The following is a 24,089-nucleotide window of genomic DNA, read 5'->3' as shown; positions in this document are numbered from 1 at the left end:
ACATCAACCAAGGACACACGTTTCATGAAAACTCCTCATCCCGATCCGCTGGCCGAGCGCGCGAAACGGGCCGCGGCCGCCGCGTCGGCGAGCATCGAGCGCGCGGGCTCGCGTGCAATCGCGGACGAGCGCGCCGTGTCCGATCTGCTCGCCGCCGCATTGAACGCGCCGCCCGCCGCCGAGTTGCCGGTGATGGTGCTGCTCGTCGACGATCAGGGGATCATCGCGGAAGCGTTGCGCCGCGCGCTCGCCGAAGAGCGCAACGTCGATCTGCATTACTGCGCGAATCCGGAAGAGGCGTTGCGCACCGCGCAGGAAACGCGGCCGACGGTGATCCTGCAGGATCTCGTGATGCCCGGCGTCGATGGCCTGACGCTCGTGCGTCAGTACCGCGAGCATCCGGCGACGCGCGATATCCCGATCATCGTGCTCTCGACGAAGGAAGAGCCGCGCATCAAGAGCGCGGCATTCGCGGCGGGCGCGAACGACTATCTCGTGAAGCTGCCCGATACCATCGAGCTCGTCGCGCGCGTGCGCTATCACTCGCGTTCGTATCAGAACCTGCTGCAACGCGACGAAGCGTATCGCGCGCTGCGTCAGTCGCAGCAGAAGCTGCTCGAAACGAATCTGGAATTGCAGCGCCTGACGCATTCGGACGGGCTGACGGGTTTGTCGAATCGCCGCCGTCTCGACGATTATCTGAACGCGGAATGGCGGCGCGCCGCTCGCGAGCATGCGTCCATCGGCTTTCTGATGATCGATGTCGATAACTTCAAGTCGTACAACGACACGTATGGCCACGTCGCCGGCGACGATGTGCTGAAGCTCGTCGCGCATACGATCGAATCGAGTCTCGCCAGTCCGACCGATCTCGCCGCGCGCTTCGGCGGCGAGGAATTCGCGGTCGTGCTGCTCTCGACATCGGCGCCGGGCTTGCGTCTGCTCGGCGAGAAAATACGCATCGCGGTCGAGGCGCTGGACGTGCCGCATGCGGGTTCGTCGAGCGGGCGCGTGACGATCAGCGTCGGCGGCGCGATACAGATGGCGATGCACGACGATGCGTCGAAGCAGCTCGTCGAAGCCGCCGATCTCGCGCTGTATCGCGCGAAGAGAGACGGGAAGAACCGGGTGATCGTCACCTGACGAAAAAACGCGCGGCCTTCGTCGAAGCCCGCGCGTTTTGCTTTACGGCGTGTGCTGCGTGAATGGCGTCATCGCCTGAACACGCCGAGCAGCAAGGTCGCCAGAAAGATCACGATAAAGATGAAGAACAGGATCTTGGCGATTTCCGCCGCGCCCGTTGCGATTCCGCCGAAGCCGAAGACGGCCGCGATGATCGCGATGATGAAGAAGATGACAGCGTAACGGAGCATGTTGCCCTCCTTGGTGGATCGGATGATCGGTTGATCGGTCGATATGCAGGCGGATCGATGCCGCCGCTTTCGCTCATCGGTTTTCCCGCGCATCGTTCAAAGCAACGGACGTGCCCAGCGCATCGCCCGCGTGCCGGAGATGCAAAAACGCCGCAATGAAAGGAACATTGCGGCGTCGCGGATCGCGCTTGCCTTCGCGCGATGTGTCCGGCTGTCGAGGCTAACGGCCTAGTGTGCGATCGGAGTCGGTTTCATCGTCGTCGTCTTCGTCGTCGACGCTGTTGAGCGCATCCGGCAGGTTGTTCTCCAGTTCATCGCGTTCGATCTGATCGGCTAGGTCGAGGGATTTGCGCGTGGCGGGACCGGACGGGCGATTGGCTCCAGACATGGCGTACTCCTTGAACAGATTTCAAAGCCGCGCCGACGATTCGGCGCGAACCAACGGACTAGCAAGGCTTGTACGCGCCGGGCTGAATAGTCCGCCTTAAAGGATCGCTTAAGGATCAGTTGAGGATCGTTTGGGCGGAAAGGTGAACAGACCGTGCTGACGATAAAGAAACGCAGTCCCAATCTTGCAAGCAGGACGGCAGATTTTGCGTGCCGGCGCGTAAGGCCAGTATGCACCGGGACGCGCGTCGAGGCAAAGACGACGCGCATGTTTCGGATCGCGCATCAAGCGAAAAAATGGGCGACGATCGGATACAGCGACAACACGAGCAAGACGGCCATCGTGATGTTGAACATGCGCAACCGGCGCGGATCCGCGAGAAAGCGGCGCAGCGACGTGCCGAACGCGGCCCACATCGTGATGCACGGCAAGCCGATCACGACGAGCACGACGGCCATCAGCGCGGCGTTCAGCGAAAGACTCGCGTGCAGGTGGATCGTGCTCGCGGCGGTGAGCACCATCATCCACGCTTTGGGATTGATCCACTGGAACGCGATCGCTTCGTGAAAGCGCATCGGGCGCGCCTTGCTGTCGCGCATCTGCACCGACGACGACGTGCCGATCTTCCACGCCAGATACAGCAGATACGCGACGCTCGCCGCTTCCAGCACCGTATAGAGGATCGGCAGACGCTCGAACGCCTGCGCGAGCCCGAGGCCGACCGCGATCATCAGGATCGCCATGCCCGCGCTGATGCCGAGCATGTGCGGCAGCGTGCGCCTCAACCCGAAATTGACGCCCGAGGCGAGCAGCATCGTGTTGTTGGGACCGGGCGTGATGGTCGTCACCAGCGCGAACAGCGCGGCGGCTGGAAGGGCGTTCAGAAGTTCGGTGGGCATGGCGCGCTCCGCAATGAAGGATTCGATGAGCGCCAAGTGTACGGAAGGTGTCCGGTACAGTACCGGTACAGATTGTCAGGTGACTTCCTGTACGGTGTTCGGACGCGACGCGCCGTCGCGCCCAGCCCAACCTCCTTACACGGGGAACGGATTGCGTTCCGCGAATCCCTGTTGATGCCAGTACGGATACGCGGGCCGCACCGCACTCGCCTCATCGAGCTTCTTCACCTGTTCCGCCGTGAGGTTCCAGCCGACCGCGCCGAGGTTCTGCCGCAGTTGCTCCTCGTTGCGCGCGCCGATCAGCACGGTCGCGACCGTGGGGCGCTGCAGCAGCCAGTTGAGCGCAATCTGCGGCACGGTCTTGCCGGTTTCCTCGGCGATGGCGTCGAGCGCATCGACGACGCGGTACAGATATTCGTCCGGCACCGGCGGCCCCATGTCGGCGGTTTTGTGCAGACGGCTCGTCGCGGGCAGCGGCTGGCCGCGCCGAATCTTGCCGGTGAGGCGTCCCCAGCCGAGCGGGCTCCAGACGATCGCGCCGACGCCCTGATCGATGCCGAGCGGCATCAGCTCCCATTCGTAGTCGCGGCCGATCAGCGAGTAGTAAGTCTGATTCGCGACATAGCGCGGATAACCGTAACGGTCGGCCACATCGAGCGATTTCTGCAAATGCCAGCCCGAGAAATTCGACACGCCCGTATAGCGGATTTTTCCGGCGCGCACGAGATCCTCGAGCGTGGAAAGCGTCTCTTCGACGGGCGTTTTCGCATCGAAGCCATGCAACTGGAACACGTCGATGTAATCCGTTTGCAGGCGTTCCAGTGCCCCGTTCACGGCCTTGATGAGATGAAAGCGCGACGAACCGACGGCGTTCGAGTCGTTGTCGTCGAAGCGGAAGGTCGCCTTGGTCGAGACGATGACCTTGTCGCGCCGGCCCTTGAGCGCCTCGCCGAGTATCGATTCCGACGTGCCGCGCGAGTAGATGTCGGCGGTGTCGAACATCGTCACGCCCGCGTCGAGGCAGATGTCGACGAGCTTGCGCGCTTCGCTCACGTCGGTCTCGCCCCACGCCTGAAAGAGTTCGCCCTTGCCGCCGAAAGTGCCGGTGCCGAAGCTCAGGACGGGAACCTTGAAGCCCGAAGCACCGAGATGTCGATATTCCATTGCGTGTCCTCGTGGATGAAGTCCATCGACGAGACTACCGCAACGGCTCGACGCATGCAGCGTCCGCGTCAGCGATGCCGCGCCGCGCGTTCGCCGAGCGAATCGTAGATCGGCGGCACGCGCAGGAGCATCGGCACGATCATCGCGGTGAAGCAGGCGGTGAGCATCGGCAGAAGCAGCGTGAAGCTCGCCGTCATTTCCGTGACGAGCACGATGCCCGTCACCGGCGCGCGCACCACCGCGACGAAGAACGCCGCCATGCCGACCACCGCGAACGTGGCGGTGTCGCCGGCGGGGTTCGCCATGCCGGGAAACCAGTCGAGACACACGCGGCCGAACACGAGGCCCGTCTGCGCGCCGAGCGCGAGCATCGGCGCGAAAAGGCCGCCTGGCGTGCCCGCCGCATACGACACCGGGCCGAGCACGAAGCGCAACGCGAACATCGCCGTCACGCTCGCGACGGTTCCCGCGCCGAGCAGCGCGCGCTCGGTCAGCGCATCGCCGCCGCCGGCGAGAGCCGGCGCGAACCACGCGAGCAGGCCGACCGCCGCGCCGACCACGGCGGCGCGCGCCGTCGCATGTTTCACCGATGCGGGCGGCGCGATCGAGTCGGCGACATCGATCGTCCAGAGAATCACGCGGCTGTACAGCGCGCCGAGCAGCCCCAGCAACAGGCCGAGCACGAGATGCGCGCCGGTCATCTCGAAGCCGGGAAACGGCTGCGCGGGCAGATGAAAGTCGGGCAGATCGCCATGCAGCAGACGCGCCATCGCGATCGCGCTCGCGGATGCGCCGAGCGCCGCGACCGCCGTGCGGGTATCGAAACGGCGCATCAGTTCTTCGAGCACGAACACTGCGCCCGCGATCGGCGCATTGAACGCCGTGGCGAGCCCCGCGCCCGCGCCGGCCGCGAGCAGCACACGGCAATCGCCGGCATTGCGCCTGAAAGACGTGCCGATGGCATGTGCGATCGATGCACCCATCTGCACGGTCGGACCTTCGCGGCCGAGCGCGAGCCCCGCGCCGATGGCGAGCACGCCGCCCACGAACTTGATCGGGATGAGCACGAGCGGCGCAGGCGGCACGCTGCCGTGCAGTACCGCTTCGACGTGTGGAATGCCGCTGCCGCTCGCCATCGGCGCGAAACGCGCGACGAGCCATGCGGCGAGCGCGGATGCCGCCGTCGCCGCGAGCACGACGAGCACGATCGCCGCATCGTGGCCCGCGTGCGCCCACGCGACGAACGCGTTGCGCCAGATATCGCCGCGTTCGAGCGCGAAGCGAAAGAGCACGCCGATCGCGCCCGTCGCCGCCCCCACGACCACCGATGCCGCCGCGAGCGGAACGAGTCCTGCGCGCTCATCGTCCTGATTGGTGACCTCGTTATCGTTCATCGCGCATGTCGCTCCGGAATCGGCATGTGCAACGAAGCGTAACATCGCGCGGCGCGGCGGGCATGGGGCTTGCAAAACGAAAGTTATTTCGCCGCGAAGCCCGTCGCGGGGTATGCAGAGGCACACAGAGGCACATGAACCACGCAAACGACGAGCCGTTTTTTCAGCCAGGGCGCAATTGCGCGAGCGTGCGTCACGCAGATCGCTTCAGTCTGCTCATCGATGGCGCCGATTATTTCCGCGTGCTGCGCGAGGCGCTCACGCGCGCGGAGCGCACGGTGTTCATCCTCGGCTGGGATATCGATAGCCGCATGAAGCTCACGCCCGAAGGCGCGGACGACGGCTATCCCGAAGCGCTCGGCGATTTTCTGCACGCGCTCGCGGGCGACAAGCGGCGGTTGCGCATCTACATTCTCGCTTGGGATTTCGCGATGCTCTACGCATTCGAGCGCGAATGGCTGCCCGTCTACAAGATGGGCTGGCGCACGCACCGGCGCATCGCGTTCCAGATGGACGGCAAGCATCCGCTCGGCGGATCGCAGCATCAGAAGATCGTCGTGATCGATGATCGCGTGGCATTCGTCGGCGGACTCGATCTCACGCGCTCGCGCTGGGACACGTCCGCGCACGCGCCCGACGAGCCGCTGCGCCGCGATGCGAACGGCGCGGCATATCAGCCGTTTCACGACGTCCACACGATGTTCGATGGCGACGCCGCGCGCGAAATCGGCCAGCTCGCACGCGAACGATGGGCCCGCGCATGCGGCAAGCGCCTCGCGATTCGCGCGCATCGCGCGACGCTGCAGAACGATCCGTGGCCGCCTTCGCGACGCGTCGATCTCGAAGATGTCGATATCGCCATCTCGCTCACCGAGCCGGATTATCTCGGCCGCGAACCGGTGCAGCAGATTCGCACGCAGTATCTCGACGCCATCGCGCGGGCGCGGCGCAGCATCTATATCGAGAACCAGTACTTCACTTCGGGGACGATCGGCGCGGCGCTCGCGGATTCGCTCGCGCGCGAGGACGGACCCGATCTCACGATCGTCGTGCCGCGCAATCAAAGCGGCTGGCTTCAGGAAGTGACGATGGGCGTGCTGCGCGCGCGCCTGCACAGGCTTCTGAAAAACGCCGACGCGCATGGACGTTATCGGCTGCTGTGCCCGAGCGTGCCGAAGCTCGGCGACGCGATCGTCAACGTGCACAGCAAGCTGATGATCGTCGACGACGAATTGCTGATCGTCGGTTCGGCAAATCTGAACAATCGCTCGATGGTCCTCGACAGCGAATGCAACGTCTCGATCGATGCGGGCGCGGATGCGCGTATCCGCCGCGCGATCGCGACGATGCGCGACACGCTGCTCGCCGAGCATCTCGGTTGCGATATCGCGGATGTGGTGCGCGAACGAGAGGCGCGCAACGGCACGAATGCGGGAATTCAGGCGCTGTTGCGCGACCGCGACGAACATCGCACGATGGTGCCGCTCGATCCGCAAGTGTCGACGGAGCTCGACCAGCTGATTCCGCCCGAGGCGCTGATCGATCCCGAAACGCCGATCGCCGCCGACGAACTCGTCGATCAGTTCGTGCCTGCGGAAAAGACGCGTCCGCTCATCGGCCGCTTCGCGCTGCTCGGCATGTTCGCGCTGATGGTCGTGGTCGTCGCGGGTCTGTGGCACTGGACGCCGCTCGGCGATTACGTGAACCTGAAGTCGCTCACGAACGCGACGCGCCATATCGATTCGCTGCCGCTCGCGCCGGTCTGGATCGTGCTCGGCTATGTCATCGCGGCCGTCATGGCCGTGCCGATCACGTTGCTGATCGCGACGACGGGCATCGTTTTCGGCGCGTCCTGGGGCGCGGCTTATGCGTTCATCGGCACGACGATTGCAGCGGCGATATCGTATTCCCTTGGCAATTGGCTCGGCCGTGACGCGGTGCGCAAGCTCGCGGGCGCGCGCGTCAACCGGCTGTCCGAACGCGTGGCGAAGCGCGGCATCGTCGCGGTCGTCGTGTTGCGGATCTTGCCCGTTGCACCATTTGCGATCGTCAATCTCGTGGCGGGCGCATCGCATATCCGCATGCGCGACTTCATGATCGGCACGATGCTCGGCATGGGCCCCGGCATCTTTCTGACGGTCGCGTTCGCGCATCAGTTCGTCGCGTCGCTGCATCGGCCGACGGTCGGCTCGTTCGCGGTGCTGATCGGCATCGGCGCGGCGCTGATCGGCGCGTCGCTGCTGCTGCAGCGCTTTCTCGGCGGCAAGAATCGTCACGACGCGCACGAAGGCGCACCGAGCGATGCGGACAAATCGCGCGCCAGCGACGAAGCCAAACGCGCGAGCGAACTGCGCGAGAACGGCACGATGCCGCGCGAATCATCGACGAAAAACGAGCGCCCCGACGAGGTCAACTCATGACGCTGATGCACGAGACCGTCATCGAACGCGAATATACGAAGGACGCGCGCGCACGCGAGCTGCGCATCGCCACATACAACTTGCATGGCGCGATAGGCATCGACGGCAAGTTCGCGCCGGAACGCATCGGCGCAGTGCTCGCCGAGATCGATGCGGACATCTTCGCGCTGCAGGAAGTGCCGCTCGGCGGCAGCGGCGCGCCCGATGTGCTCGACGTGCTGCAACGCATGACGAACCTGAACGCGGTCGCGGGCCCGACGCTCGACACGCCCGAACGGCGTTACGGCAACGCAGTGCTCACGCGCTATCCGGTGCGCGCGGTCCGCACGCTCGATCTTTCGTTCAGGAGCCGCGAGCCGCGCGGCGCGCTCGATGCCGATATCGATTGCGGCGGCGAACTCTGGCGTGTGGTCGCGACGCATCTCGGGCTTGCATCGAGCGAAAGGCGCGCGCAAGTGGAGCAAGTGCTGCAAAGCTTCGATACGCCCGCGCTGCCCGTGATCCTGCTCGGCGATCTGAACGAATGGTTCGTCTATGGCCGCACGTTGCGGCGGCTCGTCACGCACTTTCATCGCGCGAGTGCGTTGCGCACCTTTCCGACGCGCTATCCGCTCTTCGCGCTCGATCGCATCTGGGTGCATCCGGGCGAACGTCTCATGCGTGTCGATGTGCATCGCACGCCGCTTTCGCGTATTGCATCGGATCACTATCCGCTCATCGCGCATATCGCGCATCGCGCATTTGCATCGTCGATGCAGCGATAAAGCGCGCGACGTATGCGATGTAAACGCGGCTCCATGACTTGCGTGTCAGCGCGACGCCACGAAAAACCCCTATAAAAACGATATAAAAGCGCAAAAGACTCGCACGAACTCGCTTGGCCTATGTAGAATCCGGCGTGATACGAACGCATCGGTGCGAACGTATTCGAATATCACTGACCAAAAACAGGTAGGAGAAACATGCCGACTTCCGCTAAAACCGCTGCCAAGAAAGCCCCGGCCAAGAAGGCCACGGCGAAGACCGCTGCCGCACCGGTGAAGAAAGCAGCAGCACCGAAAGTTGCCGCGAAGAAAGTAGCCGCGAAGAAGACCACGAGCGGCGCTCCCACGCCGATCAAGGACACGTTCACGAAGGCATCGCTCGCAACGCATCTCGCAGATCGCGCCGCTGTCGACGTGAAAGCGGTGAAGGCCGTGCTGGTCGCGCTGGAAGACACCATCCTCGGTTCGATCCACAAGAAGGGCGCTGGCGAATTCACGCTGTCGGGCCTGCTGAAGATCACCGCGCAAGCCGTGGCCGCGAAGAAGAAGCGCTTCGGCAAGGACCCGTTCACGGGCGAGGAGCGCTGGTTCCCGGCCAAGCCGGCAAGCGTTCGCATCAAGGCGCGCGCGCTGAAGAAGCTGAAGGACGCAGCGGCTTAAGTATCTTTCGTCGGCATCACGGCTTCGGTTTCGTTGGCGAAATCGAAGCGCGTCGAACAAGAGGCCAGCTTCCCTTCATCGGGATGCTGGCCTCTTTTGCTTTCTCGTCCCTTGCTTTTGCGTTCCTTGCTTTTGCTTTCCTTATAACGCGCGCGCGTTGAAAGGCGCGAAGATCTCGCTCAACCAATCCGCGAAAACCCGTACGCGCGCGGAGAGCTGCCGGTTATGCGGATACAGCACGGAGATCGGCATCGGTGGTGGCGGAAGGTTGGGAAGCACGAGTCGCAGACGACCATTGTTCAAAGCATCGTCGACGTGATAGCGCGGCACCTGCACGATGCCGAGTCCGGCGAGTGCGGCTTGCGTATAGAGTTCGACGCCCGACACCGAAACCGACGCCTGCAATTCGATGGTCTCGATACGCCCGTCGACGCTGAACTCCAGCGGCAATGCACGACCCGTCGCGCTCGATACGAAGTTCACCGCGCGATGCGATGCAAGCGCTTCGAGATCATCCGGCGTGCCTTCACGCGCGAGATACGCGGGACTCGCCACGGTGACTTGTTCGAGCAGCGCGACGCGCCGGCCGATCATCGACGAATCCTGCAACATGCCCGCGCGCAGCACGCAATCGACGCCTTCGCGCACGAGATCGACGAGCCTGTCGTCCTCGCCGATATGCAGTTCGATCTGCGCATGACGCTCGAGAAACGCGGGCAGTCCCGGCATGATGAAATGCCGCGCGAGCGTGCCTTGCAGATTCACGCGCAACAAACCCTTCGGCTCCGCGTGCTTGAACGAGCCTTCCGCTTCTTCCAGATCGGCGATGAGACGCACGCAACGCCGATAGTGCTCTTCGCCATCGGGCGTGAGGCGCACCGTGCGCGTCGTGCGTTCGAGCAGGCGCGCGCCGAGCCGCTCTTCCATGCGCTTCATCAGATTAGTGACGGTGGCGCGCGGTATCTGCAGATCGTCGGCCGCTTGCGTGAAGCTGTGCCGCTCCGCGATACGCACGAAGACCTGCATTTCCTGGAATCGATCCATGGCGAATGGGCGGTGAATTGTTAAAGCTACTGGAACGATGATACTAATCCACGCACGATGATCGCGAAAACGGAATGATTCATCATGCTTCTCATCGAACAGCCACTTTGAGGAGCCCATCATGAGTCAGACTCAATCGAAACGCGTGGCGATCGTCACGGGCGCGTCGCGCGGCATCGGCGCCGAGATCGCGCGGCGTCTTGCACGCGACGGCTTCGCGGTCGCGGTGAACTATGCGTCGAGCGCGAAGGAAGCGGATGCGCTCGTCGTGCAATTGCGCGAAGCGGGAAGCACGGCGATCGCGGTAAAAGCGGATGTCGCCAAAGCCGACGACGTGCGCGACATGTTCGAGACCGTCGAAGCGCAGCTAGGCAAAGTCGATGCGCTCGTCAACAACGCGGGCGTTCTGAAGACCGCGCCGCTCGCCGACACAAGCGATGCGCTTTACGACCAGACGTTCGATATCAACGTGCGCGGCACGTTCAACACGCTGCGCGAAGCGGCGGCGCGCATGAAGGGCGGCGGGCGCATCGTGAACTTTTCGAGCACGACGCTCGCGCTCAACATGCCGGGCTACGCGATCTACAACGCGACGAAGTCGGCGGTCGAATCGTTCACGCATGTGTTCGCGAAGGAGTTGCGCGGACGCGGCATCACGGTGAATGCGGTCGCGCCCGGACCGGTGGCGACGTCGCTGTTTCTCGAGGGCAAGACCGACGAGCAGATCGCCACGTTCTCGAAGATGCCGCCACTCGAACGTCTCGGTCAGCCGGACGATATCGCCTCGATCGTCGCGTTTCTCGTCGGGCCGGATGCGGGCTGGGTCAACGGGCAGGTGCTGCGCGCGAACGGCGGCATCGCTTAAAGCATCAGCGCGAACTGGTCGTCGGCGGGTGCGCGGCGCTTCGTCGTCGCGCGTTTCGTCTGCTGTGTGACGGCGGCGCGCGCGGGCGCGTCCTGTACGACGAGTTGGAACGCAGGCCGCGCATCGCATGCGATCCATTGCAGTTGTTCCGGCGCGAGGCGCTTCGCGATCAGGCTGTACACATCGGAGTCGAACGGGCGTAGGTCGGGTGCGTCGGCGAGCAGCGGCGCGATGCTGTCGCGTGTCGCGCATGTGCCGATATAGCACCATCGATCGATTACGTGCCACGCTTCGCGACCCGATGCTTCATCGCGCTCGCAGACGGCGATCGGCCCTTCGTGCGGCCATTTCACGAGGCGCGCGCCTTCGAGCGCATCGAGCGCACGCGAGGCGTGATCCGCGAGCGTTTCGATTCCCGCACACGACCCGAGGCAGCGTTTCACCTGATAGCCGAAGCAGCCGCGCCCCGGCGAAAGCGGCGCTTTTTCGAGGCCGAGCGTCGCGTGACAGAGATTGTGTTCATCCGCCAGATGGCGCATGAACGCATGCGCTTTCGCGCGCGACGCGAACACGCCGAAGAGATGTTCCTCGCGCGACAGATCGCGTTTGTTCGCCTTCACGAGCGTCGGCGCGTGCGCGCCCGGTAGCCACTGCCACGCACACGTTGCCGATGCGCCTTTGAGCAAGCGATTGTGCGTCGGCTTCAGCTCCTTCACGAGCTTCGCTTCGAGCAGCAGCGCGCCGAGCTCTCCGACCGTCTCGCGGCATTCGATGCGACGGATCGCCTGCGAGATCGACAAGTCCTTCTGAAGCCTGTGATCGCCCGAAAAATGCGCCGCAACGCGTTGTTTCAGGTTGATGCTCTTGCCGACATAGAGCGGCACGTCGTCGTCGCCGTGAAAGAGATAGACGCCGGGCGCCGACGGCAACGCATCGAGCGCGCCTTCGGGCAGCGCGGCGGGCAAGCTCGCGCGGCGCACGAGCGTTTTGATGGCTGCGTCGACGAGATCCTGCGAATAGAGCGCGTGAATCTTCTGCCAGAACTGCCAGAGCAGGTCGGCGTCGGCGAGCGCGCGATGGCGTCCTTCGGGCGCGAGATTCAGCCGCGCGATGAGCGCATCGAGACCATGTCTTTCGACCGACGGAAAGAGCGCGCGCGACAGCCGCACCGTGCACAGCGTATCCGCGCGAAACGCGATGCCCGCGCGGCGAAAGGCGTTCTTGAGGAAGCCGTAATCGAAGCGCGCGTTGTGCGCGACGAAGAGCTTGCCGTGCAGCCGCTCCGCGAGCGCGGGCGCGAGCGATTCGAAGGTGGGCTGGCCGCGCAGCATGGCGTCGTCGATGCCGGTCAGGCGCGCGATGAACGGCGGGACCGGCACGCCCGGATCGACGAGCACGCTCCAGCGCTCGATGCCCGCCGTGCTCGCTTCAACGACGCCGATTTCGGTGATGCGGTCCTCGGTCGCGTTCGAGCCGGTGGTTTCCAGATCGACGAAAACGATCGGGCGCACGAGTCCTGCGAGAAGGGCATCGGCGAGGGAATCGGCTTCGTCTTCGAAAGCGTCGGACATGATGAAACGTTGAGCGTTGAGCGGGCAGTCTAGCGCGAAACGGCCGTGCACCATGAACGCGCGCTAAAAAAGTGGCGCACGTCGCGCACTTTCGTCCGATACTGCAAGGAAATGCAGTAAAAAAACGAAGGACGCAATGATGCAGATCTACGATGAAATGCGTCAGGACGACACCGTGCGCAGTCACTACGCGCGGTTTTCACGCTGGCTCGCGCAGCAGCGCCCCGAAACCATCGCGAGAAAGCGCGCCGAAGCGGACGTGCTGTTCCGGCGCGTCGGCATCACTTTCGCGGTGAATGGCGATCTGTCCGGCACCGAGCGGCTCATTCCCTTCGACATGATTCCGCGCATCATTCCCGGCGACGAATGGCGCGTGCTCGAAGCCGGTTTGCGGCAGCGCGTGCAGGCGCTCAATCTCTTTCTGCACGATATCTACCACGACGGCGACATCGTGCTCGCCGGGCGCGTTCCGGCCGAACAGGTCTACACGAACGCGCAATATCGGCCGGAAATGCAGGGCGTCGACGTGCCGCTCGACGTCTACGCGCATATCGCGGGCGTCGATGTGGTGCGCGCGGGCGCGGCGGGCGAGTTCTACGTGCTCGAAGACAATTTGCGCGTGCCGTCGGGCGTGTCGTACATGCTCGAAAACCGCAAGATGATGATGCGGCTCTTTCCCGAACTCTTCGTGCAGAACCGCGTCGCGCCGGTCGCGCATTATCCCGACCTGCTGCTGGAAACATTGCGTTCGATCGCGCCTGAAGGCGTCGACGATCCGGCGGTCGTCGTGCTGACGCCCGGCATGTACAACTCGGCGTACTTCGAGCACACCTTCCTCGCGCAGCAGATGGGCGTGGAACTCGTCGAGGGCAAGGATCTTTTCGTCGACGACAACTATGTCTTCATGCGGACGACGCACGGCCCGCGCCGCGTCGACGTGATCTATCGCCGCGTGGACGACGACTTTCTGGATCCGCTCGCGTTTCGCGCCGATTCGGCGCTCGGCATTCCGGGCTTGCTGACGTCGTATCGCGCGGGGCGCGTGACGCTCGCGAACGCGATGGGCACCGGCATCGCCGACGACAAATCGATCTATCCGTTCGTGCCCGACATGATCGAGTTCTATCTCGGCGAGAAGCCGATCCTGAACAACGTGCCGACGTTTCAGTGCCGCAAGCCCGACGATCTCGCGTACACGCTCGCGCATCTGCCGGAGCTCGTCGTGAAGGAAGTGCACGGCGCGGGCGGCTACGGCATGCTCGTCGGGCCGGCATCGACGCAAGAGGAGATCGAAACCTTTCGCGCGTTGCTGCTCGCGCGGCCCGAAGGCTATATCGCGCAGCCGACGCTCGCGCTCTCCGCGTGCCCGACCTTCGTCGAGGCGGGCATCGCGCCGCGTCATATCGATTTGCGGCCGTTCGTGCTGTCGGGCCGCGAAGTGTCGATGTGCGCGGGCGGCCTCACGCGCGTCGCGCTGCGCGAAGGCTCGCTCGTCGTCAATTCGTCGCAAGGCGGCGGGACCAAAGATACGTGGATGGTCGAATGACATGCTGAGCCGAACCGCCGATCACCTGTTCTGGATGGCGCGTTACATGGAGCGCGCCGAGAACACCGCGCGCATGCTCGACATCAACATGGAAGGCGCGCTCCTGCCGCAAACGCCCGAGCAGGAAGCGCGCGCGCAGCGTTCGGTGCTGAAGATATCCGAGCTGGAAGACATGTTCGACGCGCGTCATCCGGGATCGCGCTCGCGCGAGGACATGCTGCACTTCATGGTCGCCGATGCGCGCAATCCGTCGAGCATCCTCTCGTGCCTGCAGGCGACGCGCGAAAATGCGCGCGCGGTGCGCGGCACGCTCACCACCGACGGCTGGGAAACGATCAACTTCACCTGGCTCGAATTCACTCAGCGCCTCGCGAACATGGAACTGCAAACGAGCCCGGATGCACTGTTCGAATGGGTCAAGTACCGCTCGAATCTGTGCCGCGGCGTGATGCAGGGCACCGCGCTGCGCGACGACGCGTTTTTCTTCATGCAGCTCGGCGCGTATCTCGAACGCGCGGACAACACGGCGCGCATTCTCGATGTCCGTTTCGCCGATGCCACGCCGAACTCGCGCGAAGCCGCGCGGCAGCTCGAAGACTTCTACTACTGGACGTCGATACTGAGTTCCGTGTCGGCGCTGGAGATTTATCGCAAGGTGTATCGCGATGTCGTGACGCCCGCGCGCGTCGTCGAACTGCTGATCCTCAACGAGCAGATGCCGCGTTCGCTGCTGGCATCGCTCGACGGCGTCTGCGACACGCTCGCGAAATTGCGCACGGACGCGTCGAAGGAATGCGAGCGTTTCGCGGGCAAGCTGCGCGCCGATGTGCTGTATGCCGACATCCGCCAGATACTCGAAACCGGCGTGCACGCGTGGCTGACGCAGTTTCTCAAGCGTGTCGACGAACTCGGCCTGCGCGTGATGCACACCTTCCTCATGTTGCCGATCGCGTGAATCATGCTGCTGACCATTCGCCACGACATCCGCTATCGCTACGCCACGCCGGTCACGTATTCGATCCAGCAGTTTCGCGTGAGTCCGGCGAGCGGCGCGTCGCAGATCGTGCGGCACTGGCATGTCGAAGCGCCGGGCAAGCTCGACCTCACGCGCGACGCCTACGGCAACGCGCTGCACACGCTCGTGCTGACGAAGCCGCACAGCGAGATTCATGCGAGCGTGGCGGGCGAGATCGAAACGGAGGCTTTATCCGATGGCCGTCTCTTCGATGAAGCCGGTCCGATTCCGCTCGAACATTTCACCTGTCCCACGCGGCTTACCGCGCCCGATGCCGCGATCCGCGAGCTCGCGCACGGCGTCGACGCGCTCGATACGCCCGCGTCGCTCATCGCGCTGACGGAGCGTATCGGCGAGCGCGTGCGGTATCGCAAGGAGCCGGCGTATGCGGCGGGCACGGCGGCGCAGGCGCTCGCGAGCGGCTTCGGCGATGCGCGCGATCTCGCGCATCTGATGCTCGCGTGCTGCCGCGCGCGGGGCGTGCCGGCGCGCTGCGTGAGCGGCTATCTGGATGCCGACGTGCACGCCTGGACCGACGTGTGGATCGAGCACGGCTGGGTGTCGATCGATGCGACCCGGGCGGCGTTCGCGGGCGAGCGTCATTGCCGTCTTGCCGTCGCGCGCGATTACGAATCGGCGGCGCCGGTGCGCGGCTCGCGCGTCGGCGGGAAGGAGGAAACGCTGACGGTGCATGTGAGCATCGATACACAGCCGGATCAGTGAACGCATCGATGCGACGCGCGTTCGCGCTCAGTACAATGTGGGTTTGCTTGTTTCAGGACGGATCGACATGACTTATTGCGTGGGCATGTGCGTGGACGAGGGACTCGTGTTCCTGTCCGACACGCGCACCAACGCCGGCGTGGACCACGTGAGCGCCGCGCGCAAGATGGCTGTTTTCGAACAGCCGGGAGAGCGCGTACTCGTCCTGCTCGCGGCGGGCAATCTCGCCTTGACGCAGGCGGTGACGCATCTGCTCGTGGAGCCCTCCGATCCGAACGCACCCACGCTGTATAGCGTCCAGACGATGGCGGAAGCCGCGCGCATCGTCGGCGATGCGGTGCGCGAGGTGCATCGGCGCGACGCGCTGTCGCTCGCTGAATTCAGCGTCGACTTCAATTGCAGCTTCATCCTCGGCGGACAGATCTTCGGCCAGCCGCCGCGACTCTTCATGATCTACGCGGCGGGCAACTTCATCGAATCGACGCGTGTGTCGCCGTATTTCCAGATCGGCGAATCGAAGTACGGCAAGCCGATCATCGATCGCGTCATCACGCCGTCGTCGCCGCTCGACGAAGCCGCCAAATGCGCGCTCATTTCGATGGATTCGACGCTGCGCTCGAATCTCTCGGTCGGTCTGCCGCTCGATCTGCTGGTCTACGAGAAGGACTCGCTGCGCGTCACGCGCTTCGCCACGCTCGACAACAACAGCGCGTACTACCAGATGATCAACAAGACCTGGGGCGAGCGTCTGAGGCAGCTTTTCGGCGAGATTCCGAACCCTTCGTGGACCGAGCTCGACAATGTTCCGCTGCGTCCGCGCGAGACGCGCAGCACGGTGCCGCGGCTCGTCATCGGCGATCTGCCGTGCCCGGGCGCGCCCGCGCAGACGCTCGCGCAAGACGTCGAATCGAACGGCAACGCGCCGCATCAGTGAGCGGCTTCAGGGGCACGGCAGCGGCAGCGCAATGCCCGACCTGACCGCTTGCATCTTTCGCGGCGAATCGGTGAGCACGGCCGTCATGCCGATACAGGCGGCGGCGCGATAATCGTCGGCGTTGTCGATGCCGATCGCGAGGATCGGGGTCTCGCCTCTGGTGCGAAAGCACTGCACCGCTGCGGGCGTCCAGAGTCTCGACGTCACCGCCGAGCGCGCTTCCCCGAGCGTGAACGTTTCGACCAATTCCATCTTTCTCGCATATTCGAACGCGGTCCATCTTCCGGGCGACGGTGCGTCCTTGCACGTGGATTCGAGCGCCACGTAGGCGAGGCGGGCGCGTGTCGCATCGCGCGACTCGAACAGCCGCGAACGTGCCTGCGGATAGGCCGAGAAGGCCCGTTGATAGGCGGCATCGGTCGAATAGATCAGCACGCGTGACCACGCGTTTTCCTCGTCCAGCACGCGCGCGACCGCCGCCGTCTGAGGTCCGGCGGGCAATGCCTTCATGTCGAGCATCACGGGTACGTCGGGCGGAATCACGCGCAACGCCTGCGCGAGCGATGGAATACGCAGCGCATGATCGCGATACGGATAGCGCGTCACGCCGTTTCCATCGGCGAGGGCGAAGTTCCGTCCGGCGTCGAGATGTTGCAGCGCGCCGAAGTCGTGGTCCGCGACCGTTCCGTTGCCATCCGTGTTGGTCGAGAGATCGGCCGGGCGATAGAGCACCGGCACGCCATCGCGGGTGAGTTGCACTGTGAGCCAGATCGCATCGGCGCGATTGTGCAGCGCGCCCTGGATGGCGATCAGCGTGTTCTCCGGGTAATCGGCTGCGCCGCCGCGATGCGCGATGATCATCGGCAAGGCGGACGCGTGCGCAGTATCGGACCGATGCGCGGCTGTCGTGCAAGCGGTTGCGGCGATGCACGCGGTCATTGCAAGCGGAGCCAGAAGTCTTGAGCGAAGCGGCATTCAGCGAACCCCCGGGGCATTGAGATTCGGCCGATTCTGCCGCCGTTGTCCGGGCGGGATGACGCGCACGCGGTTGATTCGACACTTTGTTGCGCTTGCCGCTTTCGGACGCGAAAAAAAACAGCCATCGGAAAACCGATGGCTGTTCGAGGATGCTGCTGTCCTTCCGGCGCGGCACTCGCGTGCCACGCCAGTCGGTTGTTCTTAGAACTTGTGGCGCAGGCCGATGAGCACCAGTTCCTGGTGGCTGCGGCCGCTTGCGAAACCGAAGTCGCTGATCGAAGCTTGCGCTTCTTGCGTCGAGCCGTCCGCGTTGCGCTGCGTGCCGCTTGCGTGCTGATACGCGCCGACAGCGTAGACGTCCGTGCGCTTCGACAGCGAGTAGTCCGCGCCGATCGAAACCTGGTGGTAGTTCGCCGACGTGTCGCCGCTGCCGTGCGTGTACGTGTAGCCCAGGCCGAGCAGCGTTGCCGGCGTCAGCTGGAAGTTCAGGTACGCGTTGGCGACGTTGAACTTCTCTTGTTCCGTGAACGTCGAGCTGCCGTCGTTCTTGTACTGAGCGAAGCTGTACGAAGCGCCGGCCGTGAACGGACCGAACACGTACTGGCCTGCGCCGCGCGCGATGGCGACTGCGTGGGCCGTCTGGTAGCCGACGTTGATCACCGTGTTGAACAGCGAATCCGACGACGGGCTGTTCCAGCCGGTGGTGCCGGTCGTGCGGCCAGCCGTCGGGTTGTTCACGTACAGGTAGCTGGCGGCCAACGAGAACGGACCGTTGCCGTACGTTGCAGCGGCACCCCAGGTCTGGCCCTGGCCGGTAGCGCCCGCGAGGTTGCTGAAGCCGTAGATGCCTTCGAACTGGAAGCCGGAGAACACCGGCGACACGTACTTGACGGCGTTGCTCACGCGCAGGCTGTTGTCGTAGTTGTCGACGTCGCCCGGCGTTGCGAAGGCAGCGCCCCAGTAGTTGTCGGCCGTGAGGCCCTGAACCATGTCGACCGACGGGTCATACTGACGACCCAACGTGACCGTACCCCACTGGTTGCCGCTCAAACCGACGAACGCTTGACGGCCGAACAGACGACCACCCTGGTTCGACTGACCCGTGCCCGGATCGAAGCCGCTTTCCAACTGGAAGATTGCCTTGAGGCCGCCACCGAGGTCTTCCTGACCCTTCAAGCCCCAACGCGGGCCGGACAGCGTGCCGTTGACCATGCCGAACAGATGGTCGCCATTTTCGTTGGCGTGGCTCACATATGCGAGACCGGTATCGATCACGCCATAGAGCGTCACGCTCGTTTGTGCTTGCGCCGCGCCTGCTGCGCCGAGCAGCGCCAGCGAGAGGGACGTCAGTGCGATTCGTTTCATCGAATTCTCCACGCGAATGATTAATCGTTGTTGCCGGCGCAGAGAATAACGCAACGTTTCGTAACTTCAGAAACGAAAAAATATTGACTGTCTCGAAAAACACACACTTGGGCGTGAAGCCCGCCTGTCAAGGTTCTCAGGCAGTCGCAAGGGGAATTTTGGGAGACAGGGCTATCGCGGAAAAGTTCCGCGCGCAATCGGACATTTGAATCGGATTTTCCGGACGCCGATATTCGATTACTTGCTTTTCAAATAACAAATCGCTTTCCCGGCGCGCGATCTTTCGGATTCGACGGACAGCCGCGCGACATAGCGCGCAAGCGCCTCAGCCTCGGTCGTTTTCACGCGCGGCATCGCGACGCGAAAGCAATGCGAGCGCCATACCCGCGCCTGCCGCCACGAGCACCGCGCGCCACGGATGCCGCCGCACCGCAGCATTCGCATGCGATGCCTTGCGGCCAGCGCCGACCATCGCGAGCGCGGTGGCGCGCGTGGCCGTCGATTCGGCGCGCGCGAGCTTGCGCGACAACGCCAGCGCCCGCGCGACGGCGGATACCTTCTTGCGCGCCTGTCCCGTCAGTTGTTGCGCGTGTTGTGCGCGCGCGCCGATCGCGCGGCGCGCGCTCGCGGTGGCGGGGGCATCGTCAGGAGCGCTTGCCGGCGTGAGCGGCGCGGCGGCGGATGCGGCGCCCGCGACCGGCACAGCCGTGCGCGTCGAGGCCGCGAGCAGCGAGCCAATCTTCGCGCGGCTGCCCGGCGGCACGCGGCCATGGTTCTGCTGTCCCCATGCGCCGCGCGGATCGTGCATTCGCGCGCGCGCCGCCGAAAATTCCGCGCCCAGCAGGAGCACGGCGGCGGAGAAGTACAGCCACATCAGCAGAACGGCGAGCGAACCCGCCGCGCCGAACGCGCTCGCGGTGCCCGCGTGGGTCAGATACAAGGCGAACAGCTTCTTGCCCGCCGAGAAAAGCAGCGCGGAGACGAGCCCGCCGACGAGCGCATCGCGCCATTGCACGGGCGCATCGGGGAGGAACTTCATCAATGCGCCGAACGCGGCGGTGAGAATCGCGAGCCCGACCACGAGCTGCACGACATCGCCGACGATCACGAACGGCGAATTTGCCCACAGCCACATGCCGACCGCCTGAATCGCGGTATCGAGCACGAGCGAGACGATCAGCAGAAACGCGACGCCGAGCACGAGCCCGAACGACACGAGCCGCACGCGCACCAGCGTCATGATGCTGGAGCGCTGCTCGCCGCTCATCGGCCAGACGATGTTGAGCGCCGTGTTGAGCGATGAAAACGTCGCCGATGCACCGACCGCGAGCAGCACGAACGAGATGATCGCGGCGATGCCGGTCCCGCTGCTGCGATGCGCGTTCTCGACGATGCTCTGCACGCCCGCCGCGGCCTGATCGCCGATGAGTCCGTTCACTTGATGAAAAAGTTGCCCGCGCGCCGCCTCCGGTCCGAAGATCCAGCCCGCGACGGCGATCACCATGACGAGCGTCGGCGCGAGCGAGAACGCCGAGTAGAACGCGATGCTCGCGGCCATCGCGGCGCAGCGGTCTTCCGAGAACTGCTTCAGCGCGCCGAGCGCCCACGAAGCGTCTTTCTTCACGACCGCTTCGATCTTCTGGGTTGAGACGGAACTCATGGCGACCTCTCGGTTCGATGAATGGAGCGCGAATGTTTCACCCCGTCGAGCACGTTCCATTCCAGAACATGCGTGGCCAGGCGCGGCGCTTGCTAAAGCGACAAGGTTGCGTATGAAGTATTCGTTGCATGCAACGCGCGCAAGACCTGTGATTGGTGCAAATACCGTGTCAACCTGTCTGCGGGATGTAATCGGGCACCATATACTTTAGTAACCCAGTAACCCACATTACGACGCGCCGAGGGCAATCATGCTCCAAATGTCACGGCGACAGTTCCTCAAGGTCTCTGCGAGCACGCTCGCCGGTTCGAGCCTGGCGGCAATGGGCTTCTCTCCGGCTCCCGCGCTCGCAGAAGTCCGGCAATACAAACTGTCGCGCACCACGGAAACGCGCAACACCTGTCCGTACTGTTCAGTCGGGTGCGGCATCCTCATGTACGGTCTCGGCGACAACGCCAAGAACGCAAAATCGAGCATCATCCACATCGAAGGCGATCCGGATCATCCGGTCAATCGCGGCACGCTCTGCCCGAAAGGCGCATCGCTCATCGACTTCATACATAGCCCGAGCCGGCTGACGTATCCCGAGCATCGCGCGCCGGGGTCGAACGAGTGGAAACGCATCTCGTGGGAAGAGGCGCTCGATCGCATCGCCGAGTTGTTGAAGGAAGATCGCGATGCGAATTTCGTCGAGAAGACGCCCGACGGCAAGACGGTCAATCGATGGCTGACTTCGGGCTTTCTGGCGGCGTCGGCGGGAAGCAACGAAGTTGGCTATCTGACGCACAAGACGGTGCGCAGTTGGGGAATGCTCGCATTCGATAATCAGGCGCGTGTCTGACATGGCCCGACGGTGGCAGGTCTTGCCCCGACGTTTGGCCGTGGAGCGATGACGAACCATTGGGTCGACATCAAGAACACGGACCTGATTCTCGTGATGGGCGGCAATGCAGCCGAGGCGCATCCGTGCGGCTTCAAGTGGGTGACGGAGGCGAAGGCGCATCGGCGCGCGCGTCTCATCGTCGTGGACCCGCGCTTCACGCGCACGGCATCGGTCGCGGATTTCTACGCGCCGATTCGCACCGGCACGGACATCGCGTTCCTCGGCGGCGTCATCAACTATCTGCTCACGAACGACAAGATCCAGCACGAGTACGTGAAGAACTACACGGACATGTCGTTCATCGTGCGCGAGGACTTCGCGTTCAAGGACGGCGTGTTCTCGGGCTATGACGCGGAACATCGCAAGTACGACAAGACGAGCTGGGATTACGAGCGCGGCGACGACGGCTATGTGAAGACCGATCCGACCTTGCAGCATCCGCGCTGCGTCTACAACCTGTTGAAGCAGCACTACGCCGCCTACACGCCGGAAATGGTGACGAAGGTTTGCGGCACGCCGACCGACAAGTTCCTCAAGGTCTGCGAGATGCTCGCGACGACCGCGGCGCCGAATCGCGCCGGCACGATTCTCTATGCGCTCGGCTGGACGCATCACTCGGTCGGCGCGCAGATGATTCGCACGGGCGCGATGGTGCAGCTTCTGCTCGGCAATATCGGCATCGCGGGCGGCGGCATGAATGCGCTGCGCGGGCACTCGAACATTCAAGGCCTGACCGATCTCGGCCTGATGTCGAATCTGCTGCCCGGCTACATGACCTTGCCGATGGAAGGCGAGCAGGAATACGAGGACTACATCAAGAAGCGCGCGTCGCAGCCGCTGCGGCCGAATCAACTGAGCTACTGGAAGAACTATCGGGCGTTTTACGTGAGCTTCATGAAGTCGTGGTGGGGCGATAACGCGACGGCCGACAACAACTTCGGCTATGACATGCTGCCGAAGCTCGACAAGTCCTACGACATGCTGCAGGTCTTCGAGCTGATGGCGCAGGGCAAGATGAACGGCTACATCTGCCAGGGCTTCAATCCGCTTGCGGCGGCGCCGAACAAGGCGAAGATCGGGCTCGGCCTGTCGAAGCTGAAATGGCTCGTCATCATGGATCCGCTCGCGACCGAGACGTCGGAGTTCTGGAAGAATCACGGCGAATTCAACGATGTCGATTCGTCGAAGATTCAGACCGAAGTGTTCCGTCTGCCGACGAGTTGCTTCGCCGAAGAGCGCGGCTCGCTCGTCAGTTCGTCGCGCGTATTGCAATGGCACTGGCAGGGCACGACGCCGCCGGGCGAAGCGCGAAGCGATCTCGAGATCATGTCGGGATTGTGGCTGCGCATGCGCAAGGCATATCAGGAGAAGGGCGGCAAATATCCCGATCCGATCCTGAAGATGACGTGGCCGTACGCGGACCCGGAAAGCCCGACGCCGGAGGAAATCGCGATGGAGTTCAACGGCCGCGCGCTCGCCGACGTCACCGATCCGACCGATCAGACGAAGGTCCTCGCCAAACGCGGCGAACAACTGGCGAGCTTCGCGCAACTGCGCGACGACGGCTCGACCGCCAGCGGATGCTGGATCTTCTGCGGATCGTGGACGCAGGCGGGCAACCAGATGGGCCGGCGCGACAACTCCGATCCGACGGGCATCGGGCAGACGCTCGGCTGGGCGTGGGCGTGGCCGGCGAATCGGCGTGTGCTGTACAACCGCGCATCGTGCGATGTGAACGGCAAGCCGTTCGATCCGTCGAGAAAGCTCGTCGCGTGGAACGGGCGCGCGTGGGGCGGTCCGGATGTCCCCGACTTCAAGGTCGACGAACCGCCGGACAAGGGCATGAGTCCGTTCATCATGAATCCGGAGGGCGTGGCGCGATTCTTCGCACGCGACGGCATGAACGAAGGCCCGTTCCCCGCGCACTATGAGCCGTTCGAGACGCCGCTCGGCCATAACCCGTTCTTCCCCGACAACAAGGCGGTGACGAGCAATCCGGCCGCGCGCGTCTTCCCCGACGATCGCGCCGCGTTCGGCACCGCCGACAAGTTCCCGGACACCGCGACCACGTATCGCCTCACCGAGCACTTCCACTACTGGACCAAGCACGCGCGGCTCAACGCGATCGTGCAGCCGCAGCAGTTCGTGGAGATCGGCGAGGAGCATGCGAAGGAAGTCGGCGTCGTCGCGGGGGATCGCGTGAAGGTGTCGAGCAATCGCGGGCATGTCGTCGCGGTGGCACTCGTCACGAAGCGCATCAAACCACTGACTGTGGAGGGCAAGAAGGTGCACACCGTCGGCCTGCCGCTGCACTGGGGCTTCAAGGGCCTCACGCAGCCGGGCTATCTCGTCAACACGCTCACGCCTTCCGTGGGCGACGGGAACTCGCAGACACCCGAGTTCAAGTCGTTCCTCGTGAAGGTCGAGAAGGCATAGGGAGGAC

The 24,089-nt window shown here is 64.0% G+C and carries 20 protein-coding genes; 10 read left to right on the top strand and 10 right to left on the bottom strand.

Annotation, left to right across the window (positions count from 1 at the left end; translation table 11 throughout):
* The first annotated feature begins 24 nt into the window (after positions 1-24).
* The gene (locus NCS03_RS19245; protein WP_284504115.1) at positions 25-1,143 is read left to right on the top strand and encodes a diguanylate cyclase; all 1,119 of its coding nucleotides are present in this window, start codon (positions 25-27) and stop codon (positions 1,141-1,143) included.
* A 68-nt stretch (positions 1,144-1,211) separates the two neighbouring features.
* On the opposite strand, the gene NCS03_RS19240 is transcribed toward NCS03_RS19245, so the two are convergent.
* The 5 genes from NCS03_RS19240 to clcA form a co-directional block, all read right to left on the bottom strand.
* Entirely contained in the window at positions 1,212-1,373 is a 162-nt protein-coding gene (locus tag NCS03_RS19240) for a DUF1328 family protein (RefSeq protein ID WP_008352793.1), read from the bottom strand.
* Between the two features lie 220 nt (positions 1,374-1,593).
* Positions 1,594-1,761: a hypothetical protein gene (locus NCS03_RS19235; RefSeq protein ID WP_160172929.1), complete on the bottom strand. Its 168-nt coding sequence runs from the start codon at positions 1,759-1,761 to the stop codon at positions 1,594-1,596.
* A 284-nt stretch (positions 1,762-2,045) separates the two neighbouring features.
* Positions 2,046-2,660 carry a LysE family translocator gene (locus NCS03_RS19230; RefSeq protein WP_033536710.1) on the bottom strand — a complete coding sequence of 205 codons (615 nt, stop codon included), beginning with the start codon at positions 2,658-2,660 and terminating at the stop codon, positions 2,046-2,048.
* Between the two features lie 135 nt (positions 2,661-2,795).
* Positions 2,796-3,824 carry an aldo/keto reductase gene (locus NCS03_RS19225; protein ID WP_250529587.1) on the bottom strand — a complete coding sequence of 343 codons (1,029 nt, stop codon included), beginning with the start codon at positions 3,822-3,824 and terminating at the stop codon, positions 2,796-2,798.
* Positions 3,825-3,892: 68 nt separating this feature from the next.
* Positions 3,893-5,218 carry a H(+)/Cl(-) exchange transporter ClcA gene (gene clcA, locus NCS03_RS19220; RefSeq protein ID WP_250503112.1) on the bottom strand — a complete coding sequence of 442 codons (1,326 nt, stop codon included), beginning with the start codon at positions 5,216-5,218 and terminating at the stop codon, positions 3,893-3,895.
* 134 nt (positions 5,219-5,352) lie between these two features.
* Here clcA and NCS03_RS19215 point away from each other — a divergent pair, with 134 nt between their 5' ends.
* From NCS03_RS19215 to NCS03_RS19205, 3 genes are all read left to right on the top strand, one after another.
* Entirely contained in the window at positions 5,353-7,638 is a 2,286-nt protein-coding gene (locus NCS03_RS19215; RefSeq protein WP_250436082.1) for a VTT domain-containing protein, read from the top strand.
* Positions 7,635-8,402, top strand: coding sequence for an endonuclease/exonuclease/phosphatase family protein (locus tag NCS03_RS19210; RefSeq protein ID WP_250529586.1), 768 nt, complete (start codon positions 7,635-7,637; stop codon positions 8,400-8,402). The genes NCS03_RS19215 and NCS03_RS19210 overlap by 4 nt, the downstream gene beginning before the upstream one ends.
* A gap of 198 nt (positions 8,403-8,600) precedes the next feature.
* The gene (locus NCS03_RS19205; RefSeq protein ID WP_008352802.1) at positions 8,601-9,062 is read left to right on the top strand and encodes an HU family DNA-binding protein; all 462 of its coding nucleotides are present in this window, start codon (positions 8,601-8,603) and stop codon (positions 9,060-9,062) included.
* Positions 9,063-9,203: 141 nt separating this feature from the next.
* Here NCS03_RS19205 and NCS03_RS19200 read toward each other — a convergent pair whose 3' ends face one another.
* Positions 9,204-10,106 carry a LysR family transcriptional regulator gene (locus NCS03_RS19200; protein ID WP_250529585.1) on the bottom strand — a complete coding sequence of 301 codons (903 nt, stop codon included), beginning with the start codon at positions 10,104-10,106 and terminating at the stop codon, positions 9,204-9,206.
* A 121-nt stretch (positions 10,107-10,227) separates the two neighbouring features.
* Between NCS03_RS19200 and NCS03_RS19195 the strand changes: the two genes are divergently transcribed.
* The gene (locus NCS03_RS19195; protein ID WP_175979546.1) at positions 10,228-10,971 is read left to right on the top strand and encodes an SDR family oxidoreductase; all 744 of its coding nucleotides are present in this window, start codon (positions 10,228-10,230) and stop codon (positions 10,969-10,971) included.
* Here NCS03_RS19195 and NCS03_RS19190 read toward each other — a convergent pair.
* Complete coding sequence (locus NCS03_RS19190) at positions 10,968-12,542, bottom strand: 3'-5' exonuclease family protein (RefSeq protein WP_250529584.1); 1,575 nt, start codon at positions 12,540-12,542, stop codon at positions 10,968-10,970. The two genes, NCS03_RS19195 and NCS03_RS19190, sit on opposite strands and share 4 nt — an antisense overlap.
* 139 nt (positions 12,543-12,681) lie before the next feature.
* Here NCS03_RS19190 and NCS03_RS19185 point away from each other — a divergent pair, with 139 nt between their 5' ends.
* From NCS03_RS19185 to NCS03_RS19170, 4 genes are all read left to right on the top strand, one after another.
* The gene (locus NCS03_RS19185) at positions 12,682-14,088 is read left to right on the top strand and encodes a circularly permuted type 2 ATP-grasp protein (RefSeq protein ID WP_033536712.1); all 1,407 of its coding nucleotides are present in this window, start codon (positions 12,682-12,684) and stop codon (positions 14,086-14,088) included.
* A gap of 1 nt (position 14,089) precedes the next feature.
* On the top strand, positions 14,090-15,043 hold the full coding sequence (locus tag NCS03_RS19180; RefSeq protein WP_008352812.1) for an alpha-E domain-containing protein: 954 nt from the start codon (positions 14,090-14,092) through the stop codon (positions 15,041-15,043).
* Between the two features lie 3 nt (positions 15,044-15,046).
* Entirely contained in the window at positions 15,047-15,826 is a 780-nt protein-coding gene (locus NCS03_RS19175; protein WP_250529583.1) for a transglutaminase family protein, read from the top strand.
* A 67-nt stretch (positions 15,827-15,893) separates the two neighbouring features.
* Entirely contained in the window at positions 15,894-16,760 is an 867-nt protein-coding gene (locus NCS03_RS19170) for a proteasome-type protease (RefSeq protein ID WP_008352816.1), read from the top strand.
* A 6-nt stretch (positions 16,761-16,766) separates the two neighbouring features.
* Here the strand turns inward: NCS03_RS19170 and NCS03_RS19165 are convergent, their stop codons facing one another.
* The 3 genes from NCS03_RS19165 to NCS03_RS19155 all read right to left on the bottom strand — a co-directional run bounded on the left by NCS03_RS19165 (position 16,767) and on the right by NCS03_RS19155 (position 20,763).
* On the bottom strand, positions 16,767-17,699 hold the full coding sequence (locus NCS03_RS19165; protein ID WP_250529582.1) for a glycerophosphodiester phosphodiesterase family protein: 933 nt from the start codon (positions 17,697-17,699) through the stop codon (positions 16,767-16,769).
* Between the two features lie 240 nt (positions 17,700-17,939).
* Positions 17,940-19,103 (bottom strand): porin, encoded by a 1,164-nt coding sequence (locus NCS03_RS19160; protein ID WP_008352819.1) that lies wholly within the window; start codon positions 19,101-19,103, stop codon positions 17,940-17,942.
* A gap of 325 nt (positions 19,104-19,428) precedes the next feature.
* Entirely contained in the window at positions 19,429-20,763 is a 1,335-nt protein-coding gene (locus NCS03_RS19155; RefSeq protein ID WP_250529581.1) for a YihY/virulence factor BrkB family protein, read from the bottom strand.
* 250 nt (positions 20,764-21,013) lie between these two features.
* Between NCS03_RS19155 and fdnG the strand changes: the two genes are divergently transcribed.
* Entirely contained in the window at positions 21,014-24,082 is a 3,069-nt protein-coding gene (gene fdnG / locus NCS03_RS19150) for a formate dehydrogenase-N subunit alpha (protein WP_144403755.1), read from the top strand.
* Positions 24,083-24,089: the final 7 nt, after the last annotated feature.

Source organism: Caballeronia sp. ATUFL_F1_KS4A, assembly GCF_023630905.1.
GTDB classification, from domain to species: domain Bacteria; phylum Pseudomonadota; class Gammaproteobacteria; order Burkholderiales; family Burkholderiaceae; genus Caballeronia; species Caballeronia zhejiangensis.
The sequence above is the reverse complement of the archived record's forward strand: the minus strand, read 5'-3'. Positions and strand labels throughout refer to the sequence as shown.

Coding starts and splice junctions, on each gene's coding strand:
- NCS03_RS19170 (WP_008352816.1), top strand. CDS start 15,894: ATGACTTATTGCGTGGGCATGTGCGTGGACGAGGGACTCGTGTTCCTG.
- NCS03_RS19165 (WP_250529582.1), bottom strand. CDS start 17,699: ATGACCGCGTGCATCGCCGCAACCGCTTGCACGACAGCCGCGCATCGG.
- NCS03_RS19215 (WP_250436082.1), top strand. CDS start 5,353: ATGAACCACGCAAACGACGAGCCGTTTTTTCAGCCAGGGCGCAATTGC.
- NCS03_RS19200 (WP_250529585.1), bottom strand. CDS start 10,106: ATGGATCGATTCCAGGAAATGCAGGTCTTCGTGCGTATCGCGGAGCGG.
- NCS03_RS19210 (WP_250529586.1), top strand. CDS start 7,635: ATGACGCTGATGCACGAGACCGTCATCGAACGCGAATATACGAAGGAC.
- NCS03_RS19180 (WP_008352812.1), top strand. CDS start 14,090: ATGCTGAGCCGAACCGCCGATCACCTGTTCTGGATGGCGCGTTACATG.
- NCS03_RS19195 (WP_175979546.1), top strand. CDS start 10,228: ATGAGTCAGACTCAATCGAAACGCGTGGCGATCGTCACGGGCGCGTCG.
- NCS03_RS19245 (WP_284504115.1), top strand. CDS start 25: ATGAAAACTCCTCATCCCGATCCGCTGGCCGAGCGCGCGAAACGGGCC.
- NCS03_RS19205 (WP_008352802.1), top strand. CDS start 8,601: ATGCCGACTTCCGCTAAAACCGCTGCCAAGAAAGCCCCGGCCAAGAAG.
- clcA (WP_250503112.1), bottom strand. CDS start 5,218: ATGAACGATAACGAGGTCACCAATCAGGACGATGAGCGCGCAGGACTC.
- NCS03_RS19190 (WP_250529584.1), bottom strand. CDS start 12,542: ATGTCCGACGCTTTCGAAGACGAAGCCGATTCCCTCGCCGATGCCCTT.
- NCS03_RS19240 (WP_008352793.1), bottom strand. CDS start 1,373: ATGCTCCGTTACGCTGTCATCTTCTTCATCATCGCGATCATCGCGGCC.
- NCS03_RS19175 (WP_250529583.1), top strand. CDS start 15,047: ATGCTGCTGACCATTCGCCACGACATCCGCTATCGCTACGCCACGCCG.
- NCS03_RS19225 (WP_250529587.1), bottom strand. CDS start 3,824: ATGGAATATCGACATCTCGGTGCTTCGGGCTTCAAGGTTCCCGTCCTG.
- NCS03_RS19155 (WP_250529581.1), bottom strand. CDS start 20,763: ATGAGTTCCGTCTCAACCCAGAAGATCGAAGCGGTCGTGAAGAAAGAC.
- NCS03_RS19230 (WP_033536710.1), bottom strand. CDS start 2,660: ATGCCCACCGAACTTCTGAACGCCCTTCCAGCCGCCGCGCTGTTCGCG.
- NCS03_RS19185 (WP_033536712.1), top strand. CDS start 12,682: ATGCAGATCTACGATGAAATGCGTCAGGACGACACCGTGCGCAGTCAC.
- NCS03_RS19160 (WP_008352819.1), bottom strand. CDS start 19,103: ATGAAACGAATCGCACTGACGTCCCTCTCGCTGGCGCTGCTCGGCGCA.
- NCS03_RS19235 (WP_160172929.1), bottom strand. CDS start 1,761: ATGTCTGGAGCCAATCGCCCGTCCGGTCCCGCCACGCGCAAATCCCTC.